Origin of the sequence: Chloracidobacterium sp. (assembly GCA_025057975.1) — a bacterium.
GTDB lineage: Bacteria > Acidobacteriota > Blastocatellia > Chloracidobacteriales > Chloracidobacteriaceae > Chloracidobacterium.
The window spans coordinates 58,911-72,525 of sequence record JANWUV010000004.1 but is presented as its reverse complement, the minus strand read 5'-3'; the positions used below and the strand labels follow the sequence as shown (position 1 = coordinate 72,525).

Annotated in this window: 11 protein-coding genes and 1 tRNA gene; 3 read left to right on the top strand and 9 right to left on the bottom strand. The window is 61.4% G+C overall.

What is annotated here, in order from left to right:
- Positions 1–283 precede the first annotated feature (283 nt).
- The gene (locus NZ585_04565; GenBank protein ID MCS7079309.1) at positions 284–1,648 is read right to left on the bottom strand and encodes a sigma-54 dependent transcriptional regulator; all 1,365 of its coding nucleotides are present in this window, start codon (positions 1,646–1,648) and stop codon (positions 284–286) included.
- Positions 1,645–3,333, bottom strand: coding sequence for a HAMP domain-containing histidine kinase (locus tag NZ585_04560; GenBank protein ID MCS7079308.1), 1,689 nt, complete (start codon positions 3,331–3,333; stop codon positions 1,645–1,647). Before NZ585_04560 ends, NZ585_04565 begins: the two co-directional genes overlap by 4 nt.
- Here NZ585_04560 and NZ585_04555 point away from each other — a divergent pair.
- Positions 3,309–4,622: a nucleotide sugar dehydrogenase gene (locus NZ585_04555; protein MCS7079307.1), complete on the top strand. Its 1,314-nt coding sequence runs from the start codon at positions 3,309–3,311 to the stop codon at positions 4,620–4,622. The two genes, NZ585_04560 and NZ585_04555, sit on opposite strands and share 25 nt — an antisense overlap.
- Before the next feature lie 170 nt (positions 4,623–4,792).
- On the opposite strand, the gene NZ585_04550 is transcribed toward NZ585_04555, so the two are convergent.
- Positions 4,793–6,250, bottom strand: coding sequence for an amino acid permease (locus NZ585_04550; GenBank protein MCS7079306.1), 1,458 nt, complete (start codon positions 6,248–6,250; stop codon positions 4,793–4,795).
- 175 nt (positions 6,251–6,425) lie between these two features.
- Here NZ585_04550 and NZ585_04545 point away from each other — a divergent pair, with 175 nt between their 5' ends.
- Together NZ585_04545 and NZ585_04540 are read left to right on the top strand one after the other, a co-directional pair.
- Positions 6,426–7,604, top strand: a complete 1,179-nt coding sequence (locus NZ585_04545) for a branched-chain amino acid ABC transporter permease (protein MCS7079305.1) — start codon at positions 6,426–6,428, stop codon at positions 7,602–7,604.
- A gap of 46 nt (positions 7,605–7,650) precedes the next feature.
- Positions 7,651–7,723, top strand: a tRNA-Phe gene (locus tag NZ585_04540).
- Positions 7,724–7,822: 99 nt separating this feature from the next.
- Here NZ585_04540 and NZ585_04535 read toward each other — a convergent pair.
- From NZ585_04535 to NZ585_04510, 6 genes are all read right to left on the bottom strand, one after another.
- Positions 7,823–8,626: a carotenoid biosynthesis protein gene (locus NZ585_04535; GenBank protein MCS7079304.1), complete on the bottom strand. Its 804-nt coding sequence runs from the start codon at positions 8,624–8,626 to the stop codon at positions 7,823–7,825.
- Positions 8,623–8,874 carry a hypothetical protein gene (locus NZ585_04530; protein MCS7079303.1) on the bottom strand — a complete coding sequence of 84 codons (252 nt, stop codon included), beginning with the start codon at positions 8,872–8,874 and terminating at the stop codon, positions 8,623–8,625. The genes NZ585_04535 and NZ585_04530 overlap by 4 nt, the downstream gene beginning before the upstream one ends.
- 3 nt (positions 8,875–8,877) lie before the next feature.
- The gene (locus tag NZ585_04525; GenBank protein ID MCS7079302.1) at positions 8,878–9,354 is read right to left on the bottom strand and encodes a hypothetical protein; all 477 of its coding nucleotides are present in this window, start codon (positions 9,352–9,354) and stop codon (positions 8,878–8,880) included.
- Positions 9,355–9,463: 109 nt separating this feature from the next.
- Positions 9,464–10,876, bottom strand: a complete 1,413-nt coding sequence (locus NZ585_04520; GenBank protein ID MCS7079301.1) for an aspartate kinase — start codon at positions 10,874–10,876, stop codon at positions 9,464–9,466.
- Positions 10,873–11,937 (bottom strand): homoserine O-acetyltransferase, encoded by a 1,065-nt coding sequence (locus NZ585_04515; GenBank protein ID MCS7079300.1) that lies wholly within the window; start codon positions 11,935–11,937, stop codon positions 10,873–10,875. Before NZ585_04515 ends, NZ585_04520 begins: the two co-directional genes overlap by 4 nt.
- Before the next feature lie 153 nt (positions 11,938–12,090).
- Positions 12,091–13,410, bottom strand: coding sequence for an O-acetylhomoserine aminocarboxypropyltransferase/cysteine synthase (locus tag NZ585_04510; protein ID MCS7079299.1), 1,320 nt, complete (start codon positions 13,408–13,410; stop codon positions 12,091–12,093).
- Between the last annotated feature and the right edge of the window lie 205 nt (positions 13,411–13,615).

The following is a 13,615-nucleotide window of genomic DNA, read 5'->3' as shown; positions in this document are numbered from 1 at the left end:
GGTTCGCGCATTTTCCGAGCCAAAGTAGCGAATAGGACCGCTTTTGGAGTTCGGCGGCTAACGCGGCGCGCCAAACCGTTGGCGCGGTCCGCGCGGGGACATGCTTACCGGAAGCTGTCTCCCAGGCGATCAGCCGCCGTCTGCTTCATAGGTGAAGTCTGCACGACGCCTGACCGTAGCTAGGCCGTACAGGCGTGGCTTTCGGCGATCCCGCCTCACGGTCGGTCAGCGGAGGTCTTCAGCGTGGAACGCCGCCCACGCTGAATCCACAAGGCGCACGTCCTCAAACGTCGTCGGTAAGCTTAATGCCAAAACGTTCCGCCATGCGGTAGAGCGTCCGGCGGTCAATCCCCAGAATTTCCGCCGCCCGTGTCCGGTTGCCCTTGACCGTCTCCAGCACATAAAGCAGATACCGCCGTTCAAGCTCATCAAGGGTTGGTAAATCGGCGAAATCTGACGCCGAACGGGTTGGCGCCGGCAACGCTTCAGACCGCACCTCCGCTGTTTGCAGCTTGAGCGGCAGGTCTTCGGGACGAATGACGCCGCCGCGCGCATGGAGCGCGGCGTACTCGACCGCCGCCTGCAACTCACGCACGTTGCCGGGAAAGTCATAGGCCGCTAGCGCTGCCAACGTCTCTGGAGCTAGCCGCAAGCCCCGACCAAGGCTCTGAGCGGCGCTCTGAAGAAACGCCTCCGCCAACAACGGCACATCTTCCCGCCGCTGGCGCAACGGCGGTACGCGCAGCGTGACTGCGCTGAGCCGGTAGTAGAGGTCTTCCCGAAACCGTCCAGCAGCCACGTCAGCTTCAAGATTCCGGTTCGTAGCGGCGACGACGCGCACATCCACCTGCCGAGAGCGTGCCGCGCCGACCCGCCGCACCTCGCCTTCCTGTAGCGCGCGCAGCAGCTTGACCTGCATGGACAATGGAATATCGCCAATTTCATCGAGAAAAAGCGTGCCCCCGTCGGCTTCCTCCCACAACCCCTTCCGGTCGGCGACAGCCCCGGTGAACGCGCCGCGTACGTGACCAAACAACTCGGCTTCAAGCAGATGTTCGGGCAGCGCGCCGCAGTTGACCGGCACAAAGGGGCCTTCGGCGCGTCGGCTGTGCCGATGGATCGCGCGCGCAACAAGTTCCTTCCCTGACCCCGATTCACCAATGATGAGCACCGTTGAGCGCGTCGGTGCGACGCGGGCGATTTCCTTGTACAGCGCAACCATCAGCGCCGAACGCCCCACCATGCCGGAAGTGTCCATTACAGCCGCTGGCGTCGGCGGCGGCGTCTCCGTTGTGCGCGTGAACGCCGCTTGCGCGGCGGCGATGACCTCCTCCACCTTGAACGGCTTGGAAATGAAATCCCAAGCGCCGTCGCGCGTCGCTGCCACCGCTGCATCAAGCGTTCCAAAACCCGTCACCAGAACAACTGGACAACGGGCCCGAAAATCCTTGAGAAGGTCGAGACCCGTAGCGTCGGCTTCAAGGTTGATGTCGCTGACCACCAGATCAAAGCTTTGCTTCGCAAAGGACGAGCGTGCAGCGGCTGGGGTCGTCGCCGTCGTTGTTTCCCAGCCGCGCGCGGCAAAGATTTCACGTAACAGCTCGCACGAAGCCGCGTCGTCGTCCACAACCAGGATTCGCTTGGTCATACGGCTTGCTCCGTCGCTGGAGGTAACTCAATCCGAACGGTTGTTCCGCGACCGGGTTGGCTTGTCACCGTCAGGTCGCCGCCGTGGTCGCGGATGATTTGCCGCGCCACCACCAAACCCAAACCCGTACCGCTACCGCGCGGTTTCGTCGTGAAAAACGGTTCAAAGATACGCGCCCGCACCTTTTCCGGCATGCCCTGCCCTGTGTCACGCACCTCGACGACAAACCGTTCAACACCCGTTCCGCTTTCCCAGCGGGCGCTGGTCACAATAAGTTGACCGCCTTCCGGCATAGCGTCCAGCGCATTGTTGAACAGGTTGATAAACACCTGTTGTAGTTGATCCGCCACGCCACGCAAGAGCAGCGGCACACCGTCCACTTGCGTTATCAGATGAATGTTCCTCGCCTCCAGCGCCGGTTGGATGACTTCAAACGTCCGGCGCAACACCGCGTTCAAATCGAGCAACTGGTGTTCGCTGACATCCGGGCGTGTCCGATCCAGCATGGCGCGTACAATGCGTTCAATCCGCTCAATCTGCGCCCCAATGGTTTCCAGCCGCCGCTGCGCCTTGGCGTTGCCGGCGACTTCGGCGCTCAAAAGCTGGACGTGGCCACTGATCAGATTGAGCGGCGTCCCGACTTCATGCGCCAACTGCGCCGCCGTCTGTCCCGCGGCCGCCAGACGCTCCATATCGGTCAAGCGGCGAGTAGTCTCCCACAGTTCGCGGTTGAGCGCCTCAAGCTGCGCGTTGCGCTCTGAAAGGGCTAGCGTCGCTTCGGCGACGCGCTCTTCCAACAGTTGGCGCTGACGCTCCCGTTCTTCCGTCATCGAACGCACCTGCGCCAGCATTTGGTTGTAGCCGTCCGCTAAGCGTCCCAGTTCATCGGTCGAGCGCGTTTCCACGGTCGCCGACAAATCGCCCTGCTGGACTCGGTGCATCGCCGTCAGCAGACGTTCAATCGGCCGGTAGATGGTGCTGCGGAAAAACCAGTTCATCGCCAAGGTAATCGCCGCTACACAGCCCAGCGCGAGCCACAGCGCCAGCGTGCGGTAGCGCGCAACAACGTCGCCGGCAGCGTCGCATCGCTCAACGTATTCCACCGCGCCTTCCGCCCGCCCCGTCCGCTTGATGGGCACGCACACCCAGTAGGCTTCTCCGCCAACGCCCATCAGCCGGCGTTTAGTCGGCAAGTTGGCGACGGACGGCGTACGGAGCGACATAGCGACGGCTTCGGAGTCGGGCGGCGGCAGGTCGTCGTCCACCACGGCCGCCGTCACCTGGTAGGTTTTCCCGACGCGCTCCCATACGCGGACGCCGACCGCGCCCGGCCGCGCATTTTTCGCCACCGTGACGAGACGGTTCAACGCCGTTTGTTCATTTGGTAGGCGCGCAATCTGCTCGGCAAGCGTGACGGCGTGGAGCTTGACGCGCGCCCGTTGCTCCTCACCCAGCAGCCGGCCCAGTTCGCGGCTCGACAGCCAGACAAACGCGCCCAAGACGCCAATCGTGATGACCGACGCCAGAAGCGTCGTACGGGTATGCAGTTTCAAAGCCATGGCAGGTCGGACGCCGACGCCGAGCTTGACGCTGGTTTCCAGCGCACGGTATGGGTTGGGTAACCAGTAGGCCGCGCCGGCGGCAACGGCAGGAGAACTTGATGTCTCACGGTACGGATCATCCAACAGTCGGCGTTATTGGACTGGGCTATGTGGGGCTTCCGCTCGCTGTACAGTTTATTCGCGGCGGCTGTCGCGTTATCGGGTTCGACATTGATGAGCGCAAAACGGCGGCCGTCAACGCCGGACACAGTTATATCAAAAGCGTCCCGACGGCAGTGATCGCCGAAGCCGTCGCCGCTGGACGCCTGAGGGCGACGACCGATTTCACGCATTTGGCCGAGACGACGGCCGTTCTGATTTGCGTCCCAACGCCGCTCACCCCGCATCGGGAACCGGATTTGTCATTCATCACGCGCACGGCCGAGGCTGTCGCGCCGCACATCCAACGTGGGCAACTTATTAGTCTGGAATCCACTACCTATCCCGGTACAACGGAAGAAGAGCTTGTCCCCCGTCTGGAACGCGGTTCGGGTCTGCGCGCCGGTCTGGATTTCCACGTCGTCTATTCACCGGAACGTGAAGACCCCGGCAACCCCCATTTCAGCACGCGCGACATTCCAAAAGTCATTGGCGGGCTAACCGCCGACTGCCTGGCGGCCGGCATAGCGCTTTACCGGCATGCCGTCCACACGCTCGTCCCGGTGTCTTCGCTGCGCATCGCCGAAGCGACTAAGCTAGTTGAGAACATCTTTCGGTGCGTCAACATTGCCATGGTCAACGAACTCAAAATCGTCTTTGACGCCATGGGGATTGACGTGTGGGAAGTGCTTGAGGCCGCCAAAACCAAGCCGTTTGGCTTTATGAAGTTTGAGCCAGGGCCGGGCCTCGGCGGACACTGCATCCCGATTGACCCCTTCTACCTGACGTGGAAGGCGCGCGAGTTCGGCGTTCAGACCAAGTTCATTGAGCTGGCCGGCGACATCAACACCAGCATGCCGCGCTACGTCGTCACACGCCTCCTTGAAGCCCTTTCAGACGCTGGCAAACCGTTGCGCGGGGCGAATATTCTGCTCTTAGGGTTGGCCTACAAGAAAAACGTGGATGACCCGCGCGAGTCGCCGACGTTCGCAATTTGGGACTTGTTGCGCGCGCGGCAAGCGAAGGTTCGCTTTCACGACCCGTACATCCCCACTGCCCCGCCAATGCGCGAGTACCCCACCTACGCCGGAACGCCTTCCGTCCCGCTGACCGCTGATGTCCTGGCGCAGAGCGACGCCGTGGTGATCTGTACAGCGCACGACGTGATTGACTACGCCTTTGTCGTTGAGCATGCACCGCTGGTGATTGACACCCGCAACGCCTGTGCAGCGGTCCCGATTGAGCTTCGGCGTGGCAAGGTCGTCAAGGCTTAGGGCCGTCTCCATGTTAGCAAACGATGTCCTACGCGAACGGCACCAGTGGTTTGACGTGCTACTGTGCTACTCGCCACACATTCTCTCGGAAGCCTCCCTAATGCCTCAGCAGGCATTTCCTCCATTCGGCAGCGCACGAGTCTGGCTTGCCGAAAAGCCCCCGCCCACAACTAGGTGACCAACTTCAGCTTGCTGTGCCGGACGCCGTACGTGAAATAAATGGCATAGCCAGTGGCCATCCAGATAACCAGCCGCAACCACGTGTCCAACGGGAGGGCGGCCATCATTGCAAAGCAGACTAGAATCCCCAACACCGGCACCAGTGGGACAAACGGCGTCTTGAACGGCCGCTTCCGCTCCGGCTGCGTGTAGCGCAGCACGATGACGCCGACGCACACCAAAATGAACGCAAACAGCGTCCCGATGCTGGTCATTTCACCTACGACGCGTGCTGGCACAAACGCGGCGAACAAGCTCACGAAGACGGCGAATAGGGCGTTGGACTTCCACGGCGTACGGAAGCGCGGGTGTACTTCAGAGAAAATCTTTGGCAGCAGACCATCATGCGACATGGAGAAGAAAACGCGCGACTGCCCCAGCAGCATGACAAGAATCACCGAAGCGTAGCCGGCTAAAATCGCCAGTATGATGCCTTGGTTGAGCCACTTGTAGGGCGTATGCGCAATGGCGGTGGCGACCGGCGCGATACCCTCGACGCCCCGAAACTCGGTGTAGTGCGCCAAGCCGGTCATCACATGCGCAAAGAGGATGTATAGCACCGTGCAAATTCCCAGCGAACCAAGGATGCCAATCGGCATATCCCGCTGCGGGTTGCGCGCCTCCTGCGCGGCGGTGGAAACCGCGTCAAAACCAATGTAGGCGAAGAAGATGATGCCAGCGGCGCGAACAATCCCGCTCCAGCCGAACTCGCCGAACGTGCCAGTGTTGGGTGGAATGTAGGGTTCGTAGTTCTTCGGGTTGATAAACGCCCACCCCAAGGCGATAAACGCCAGGACGATGCCGACCTTGAGCGCGACGATGAGGTTGTTGACCAGCGCCGATTCCCGCGTGCCCTTCATCAAAATCAGCGACATCGTCACCACGATGAACACTGCCGGCAAGTTGATGACGCCGTAGATGGTCGCGCCACTGGCGGTGGTGATGGAATCAAACGGTGACATGGTCAAATGCGGCGGCAGGACAATGTTGTAGTACTCCAGAAACTTAACCAAGTACCGCGACCAGCTAATCGAGACGGTCGCCGCGCCGACGGCATACTCTAGGACAAGGTCCCAGCCGATGGTCCATGCGACAAGTTCGCCCATAGTGGCATAGGAGTAGGTGTAGGCGCTGCCGGCGACAGGGATCATCGCGGCGAATTCGGCGTAGCAGAGTCCGGCGAAAAGACAGCCGACGGCGGCGATGACGAAGGAAATCGTGACAGCAGGGCCGGCGTTGTTAGCGGCGGCGAGGCCAGTAATGGAAAACAGGCCGGCGCCGATAATAGCCCCGATGCCGAGAGTCGTTAGGTTGACGGGGCCGAGGGTTCGTTTGAGCGAGCCTTCCTCAACGGACGACTCAGCTTGGAGTTCGTCAATGGATTTGACCACGAAGAGTTGATTTGCCACGCTGCGTTCCTCGGTTACTCTGGGTGAGATTCAGGCCTTGGCGCACCGGCGCACACGCCTGCAGGTTGCGTTTGGGCGTACCCCCTAGATCGCTTGCCTTGCCGGTGGCGTCAAACATAGCGCGAATGCGCACTGGCTTGCAAAACGTTGGTTGGGATGCCGAAGGAGATTCGCTGTGAATGACCAACGACCACATCCTGCTCGTTCATGGCTTGGCGTCGTTGTCGTCACGATGGGCTGGTTTCTGCTCAACCATGTTTTCGTCCACGGCCTGTTGGGCTATGGGCTGTCGGCTTATTACCTACGCGTTGTCACGTTGGTGGGCATTTCCATCGTGTTGGCGGTGAGTTTGACGCTGGTCAATGGGTGCGCCGGCCAGTTTTCGATTGGGCATGCCGGATTTATGGCTCTTGGGGCGTATGCGGCTGGAGCCGTGACGCACTTCGGAGGCGCACCCTTTGTCGCTTTACTGGACACCTTGCCCGCCTGGCCGGTACACGCCGTGCGGCTGCTGGTCTCGCTTGTAGTCGGAGCGGCCGTCAGTGGCGTCGCAGGATGGCTGGTCGGTTTGCCGACGCTGCGGCTGCGGGGTGACTACTTGGCGATTGTCACGCTGGGGTTCGGTGAGATCATTCGCGTCGTGCTGCTCAACATTGAGCCGACCGGCGGCGCACTGGGCTTCACCAACATTGCGCAGGGGCCGGACGTACCAGGGCGACTCCCCGACCAGCGGTTCGCGCTGTTTTTGGAAGACACGATGTTTTTCTGGGTTGCGCTGGCGGCGACAGGGACGGTGCTGGTGGTAGGACGCCTAGCCTATTCAAGCTTTGGGCGCAGTCTGGCGGCCGTGCGCGAAAATGAAATCGCGGCGGCGGCGATGGGGATTGACACGACGCGCGCCAAAACAACGGCGTTCGTCGTGAGTGCGGCGTTGACCGGCGTAGCCGGCGGGCTGTACGCGCACTATGACAATTATCTCAACCCAAGTTCATTTACGTTTTTGCGGTCGGTGGAAATCGTAACGATGATCGTGCTAGGCGGCTTGGGGAGCATTTCGGGCGCCATTGTCGGGGCGAGCGTTTTGACCATTTTACCGGAGGCGTTGCGCGACCTGACTCGCCTGTTGCCGCCGTCGGTGACGGCTGCTGCGCCGTTTCTAGCGAATTTGCCCGATTACCGGATGGTGTTTTATTCGCTCCTGCTGGTAGGGCTAATGATTGCGCGGCCGCAGGGTCTCTACGGACGGCGTGAGTGGCCGTGGCTAATGCGGCTTTTCAGCGGAGGCGCGGACGGCCGTGAGCTGAGGGCGACGAATGAAGGCCGACATACACCCGTTGAATCAACCCAGCGCTAATTGACAACACGACGCGAAAAGCTTAGGCTTGCCCACTCTCGCTTGGGGCTAGGTAGCTCAGTTGGTAGAGCAACGGACTGAAAATCCGTGTGTCGGGGGTTCGATTCCCTCCCTAGCCACTTCACCACTAAGTACTTACGGGCGCACCGAACAACGCTTTGCTTGGTTGTGGGTCAATCCGGTGTAATTCGACTCGCCTCCCCGCCCCACAAGACGGTTCAACCTCGTTCCCCTTCCCCGCGCCGATAGGGTGACGCCACGTGCTGGACAAACATCCAGCCAAGCAGCAGGGCGATGAACGTACTCGCCCACCCCATCGTCGTTTCGCCAATCCAAAATGTCACGGCGATGTTGAAGCCCAAAATCCCAAAATACACCCCTAGCGGCGCGGCGTGCTTCAACGGAAAATCGAACGCCCCACGCTGCGAAACCGTCCGCAACACCGTCTCCTCCAACAACCGGAAGCTCGTCGTAATCAACACTGCCACCACAAACCACCCTAGGTAGTTCTCAATCGTTACGCCAAAGTGGGAGCCGCCGTGCGGGTAGTCGTACAGCTTGCCCAGAAACCACCGCTCCCCCTGCAACGTCACTGGGTCAATCACCACGTCCAGAAACATCATCAGCAGACCGGCGTAAACCACCGTCAACCATGAGCGCCGCGCGGCTGCGTCCCCAACCGTCGTGTGCCATGAAACCCACGGCGTCCGCAGAATGACCGCCGCTTCAAAACTCACAAACGACAGAAACGCAAAGGACAGCGAATCGAAAAACGGCACGCCGGCGACCCACAATTCACGGTCGCGCGTGTCATCAAAGTAGCGATACAACCCGAAGGGGAATCCGTTGTGGATGGAACTCCACTCACAGGCAAAAGCCAGCAAATACGCTAGCACCGTCCAGACCAGCGCCCGCACCCAGCCCATCCGCGACACCGCCAAAAACAGATAGGCCAGCAAAAACACAAACACGTAGGGACGCATCGCCACCGTCCCCACCAGCAGGCGCGGCACGTCGGTCATGGCTGAAAATCACGGATGACCGGCAACGGCTCCTCCGTCGTCAACAAATCCAGCGCCGCCAGAATCACCCGCCGCTGAAGCGCCGCGTTATGCGGCTCACCCAAGGGATACCCCAGGGGAAACGGTACCCAGAGCGCACGCGGCGGGCGCACTTTCTCCGTCACAAAACGGTACAGCGAAATCGAAACCGTCACGATCCCTTCATTCTCAAAGGCAGCTTGAATCAGTCCGACCGACTGATTGCACATCGGTCAGACAGGCGTCAGCAGGGCGACCTCCACCCCGTCCGCCCGCGCCTGACGCGCCGCTTCCGGGGCGGTTCGATTGATGAGTTCGCCGGGCTTGGGAATCGAGCCGCAGAACGACCACGCCCGCTCATTCAACCGCCCCACTACCCCCTCGGCGACGAGCTCCTGAAAGCGCGTGATCGGCAGCGCCAAGTTCGGATCGCGTTCAATGCCCGTATGGTCAAACGACGGACTCACATGCCCCACCCTAAGCGTCGCCAAATCGACATCCGTTGGAATCACCCGAAACGACGGATCGCCCGCCAATCTGAGATCAAAGGTAGGCTGCGTCGGCAGGTGAAAGGCCGCCGTCGTCACCAGACCGACCTTGCACGCGGTCAGCGGCTTGCTTAGATGTGCCGGCCGCCAACTCGACACCGTGTAGCGATACGCTCGCATAAACGACCGGACAAGGAGACTGGCGTCAGAAAGTTCAGCCATCGGTCATAGTTCTCCTCACATAGGCGGCGGCTTTATCGCCGTTCGGCAAGGTTCAGCTTTGCCGGCGCGTCGCTTCGACCAAAATAACCATGCGGCGAACTCTACACGCTTAGGGGGAATTTTCAATAAGCCGTGCGTGCAGCCGCCGTACCGCCGTCGGGGCGTCGGCTTCGGCCATTAGAAACAACCGCGAGTGCGCCGACGGATGCGGCAGTAGCGGCGTCACCCGAAAATCGGCAAGGATTTCACTTAGCGTCGGATGCAGTTCCGTGGCGTCATCTCCGAAGTTTCCCACCACGCAGAGCAAGGCTCGCTGCGGTCTGACCTGAACTTCGCCCATACCGCGTAAGTCACGGCAGGCGGCGTCCAAGGCGTCGCCGTCTTCCACCGTCGCCGTCAGCCCCATCCGCGACGCGGCCAAATGCTCCACCAACACGCCATGAGCGTTGAGCGTCCGAGCCAGTTCTTCCAGCGCTCCCGCCGCCAGTTGTGCGCCCGCCAAACGAACATGGACGGCCGCCATACCGGTGCGATGCGTCACCGCCAGAATCGCTCCAGCCGGCGCGCCGGAATCCGGCGTAATCATTGAATAGCCCGCCTCCGGGTCGTACGAGTTGCGGATGCTCACCGGAATCCGAAGCCGCTCCACTGGCTCAATCGTCCGCGGATGGAGCACCTTCGCGCCGTACAGCGCCAAATCCGTCGCTTCCCCGTAAGCCAAATGGTCCAACCGGCGCGCGTCGGGCGCAAGGCGCGGGTCGGCCGAGTAAATGCCGGCCACGTCGGTCCAGATTTGAACCTCACGCGCCTCAAGCGCCGCGCCGATCAAGGTCGCCGAGTAGTCCGAGCCGCCCCGTCCCAGGGTCGTTGTTGCGCCGTCGAGCGTCGCGCCGATAAAACCGCCCAACACCGGAATAACGCCTTCCGCCAACACCGGCCGGAGCGTCGCGCGCGTCCGTGCAATGGTATCCTCCCAACGCGGTCGCGCGCGCCCATAGACATCATCCGTCACGATGCACGTCCGGGCGTCCACCGCCTGACATGCCGCGCCGGCGGCGGCGATGACAGCGGCCAACAACGTCGCCGACAACCGTTCACCGTACGACACGACTTCATCGCGTAACGGCGGGACAACGCCCGGATAAGCGCGCATAATCTCAAACGCCTGCGCCATACGCTCGCGGGCGGCGTAGAGAACCTCAACGAAATCACCATACGGTGCGCCGCTGGTCAGCCGCTCCGCGATGTCGCTGTACCGCGCAAACTGCGGCTCAAGGGAGTCCAGCGCCGTCGTCGTATCTTGTTCGAGCGCCAGTTTGACCGCCTTCAGCAAGGCGTCCGTTACGCCGGCCGGCGCCGATACAACGACGACCGGCCGTCGGGCTTGTTCGCGGCGCACAATGGCGGCGACGCGCGCAAAGGCGTCCGCGTCCTGCACCGACGTACCGCCAAACTTCATCACTGTCGGACGCAGGTCGGCGTCCGACGGCGCTGTGGAAACTGGATGATGGTTGGGATTCATGCGTGCAGCTTCTCAAGCGATGCCTGTAAGAGGGGGGCGACGGCATCGGGTTCAGCCAAAAAACCGTCATGGCCGTGGCTAGTGATGATTTCAGCATACTCGACAGCGACATTGACCGCCCGCATGCGCGCCGCGAGGGCGCGCACGTCCGCCGCCGGAAACAGCCAGTCGGATGACAAGCCGACAAGCCATACGTGCGCCCGAATGCGCGCTAACTCAGCGTCGGTTAGGTCAAACGTATCCATCGCTTTGCTCAAAACCAAGTAGCTGTTGGCGTCAAAGCGACGGACAAACTTTTCGCCTTGGTGATCTAGGTAGCCCGCCACATCGTAGCGCCCATGCAACGTCGCCCGTGGGTCCTCGCCCGACCGATTTGGACGCCGACCGAATCGCTCATCAAACAGCGCCGCCGACTTGTAACTGCACATAGCGATGGCGCGCGCCAGCGCGAGGCCGGCCGTCGGTTGGGCGCAGCCGTCCCCGTCCCGCCAAGCCGGGTCCTGCATGATGGCTTGGCGCTGAAGGTGATTGAGCGCCAGGCCCATCGCGGGTAAGGGGGTCGCGCCGATGGCAAGGCACAGGTCAAGATCGTCGGGAAAGTCCGTCGCCCAACGCAACGCCTGCATGCCGCCGATCGAGCCGCCAATCACGGCCGTCAACCGCGTGACGCCCAACGCCCGCAAAGCCAGCCGTTGGGCGCGCACCATGTCGCCCATCGTGACCAGCGGAAAGCGCGCGCCATAGGGTCGCCCTGTCACCGGATTGACAGTGCGCGGGCCAGTCGAGCCGTAGCACGAACCCAGTACGTTGACGCCGACAATCGCATAGCGCGTCGGGTCTAACGGCCGCCCCGGCCCAACAAGGGCTGGCCACCAATCGGCGATCCGCGCTGAACCGGTCAAGGCGTGACAGACTAGAATGACGCCGCCCGGCGCAGCTTCCAGGCGGCCGTACACGGCGCACCGCAGGGTGGCTTCCGGCAGTTCGCCGCCTGTTTCCAGTCGGAACGGACGTTCTTCAAGCGTCACATCCCGTTCGATGGTGGGTTCTAGGGCCGCCATGGCAAGCGCCGGTTTCATCTAGCCGGACGCTGAGGCAAAACATCTGCGCCGGCCGGACACCGAAAAACAATCGCCGACGTGAGGCGCTGGGACGGATATCTCTCAGCCCGAACCGTCATGTGGAGCGCCTCCGCCGACGAAGCTTGGAGAGACTCATGCCGTAGCCGCCTGCGCCGTGGACGCCGTTTCCGCAACTACTGCACTACGCAGGCCGTTTTCGAGATCGGCAATGATGTCGCGGATGTCTTCAATGCCAATGGAAAGCCGAATCATCTCCGGCGTAACACCCGTCGCCCGCTGTTCCTCTTCTGAAAGCTGTGAGTGCGTGGTCGAAGCCGGATGGATGACCAGTGATTTAGCGTCACCGATGTTGGCCAGTAGGCTGAACAGCTTGACCGAGTTGATGAACCGCTTGCCGGCTTCGTAGCCGCCACGGATGCCGAAGGTCACAAGGGCGCCGGCGCCCTTCGGGAGGTACTTTTCAACCCGCGCCTTCTGCTCGCCTTCCGCCAGCCCCGGATAGTTGACCCAGGCCACCTGCGGATGGTCCTTGAGGAACTTTGCTACGGCGAGGGCGTTTTCGGAATGCCGCGCCATCCGCAGCGAGAGCGTCTCCGTGCCCTGCGCGAGCAGAAAAGCGTTAAACGGCGACATGGCTGCGCCCATATCGCGCAAGCCCTGTACCCGCGCCTTGATGATGAACGCCAGATTGCCGAAGGCTTCCGTATAAACAATACCGTGGTAAGACGGATCAGGCGTCGTGAAGTCGGGAAAGCGACCGGACGCCTTCCAGTCGAAGTTACCGCCGTCAACAATAACGCCGCCGATGCTTGTGCCATGGCCGCCGATGAACTTCGTGGCGCTTTCAATGACAATGTTCGCGCCGTGCGCAATTGGGCGGCATAGCGCCGGCGACGCGGCCGTGTTGTCAATGATGAGTGGTATTCCGTGCCGATGGGCAATCTCAGCCAACCGCTCAATGTCAGTTACAAGCAGGTTCGGATTGCCCAGCGTTTCGGAGTAGATGGCTTTGGTGCGTTCGTCTATTAGCCCCTCAAGGCCGGTGAAGTCGTCGGCGTCCACAAACTTTACAGTAATGCCCAGCTTGGGCAGCGTGTAGCGAAAAAGGTTGTAGGTGCCGCCGTAGAGTGAATTCGTCGAAATGATGTTGTCGCCGGCGCTGGCAATGGTCGTAATTGTCAGCGTCTCCGCCGCCTGACCCGATGCCGTCGCCAGCGCCCCTACACCGCCTTCCAGCGCCGCAATCCGCTTCTCAAACACATCGGTTGTCGGGTTCATCAGCCGCGTGTAGATGTTCCCAAACTCTTTGAGGGCGAACAGACGCGCAGCGTGGTCGGCGTCGTCAAACTGGTAGGAAGTCGTCTGGTAGATGGGCAGCGCGCGGGCCTTGGTCGTCGCTTCCGGCGCGTAGCCGCCGTGAATAGCCAGCGTATCGAAGTGATAGTTCGACATCGGGGCGTCCTCCGTGAAGTGGCCTGACGTAGCGTCAAAGTCGTTCGCCCCGTACGCTTTGCCCAAAGCGTACGGGGCGTTCACGGTCGGAATCCACCGGCGCTTTAGCAGTTTTTAGCGTGGAGCAAGTCGCCTAAATCGCCACGTCAGGTTGTCAAAGCATCCGTTATGACGGACGAATCATTGACGATAACGGAGGATGTTG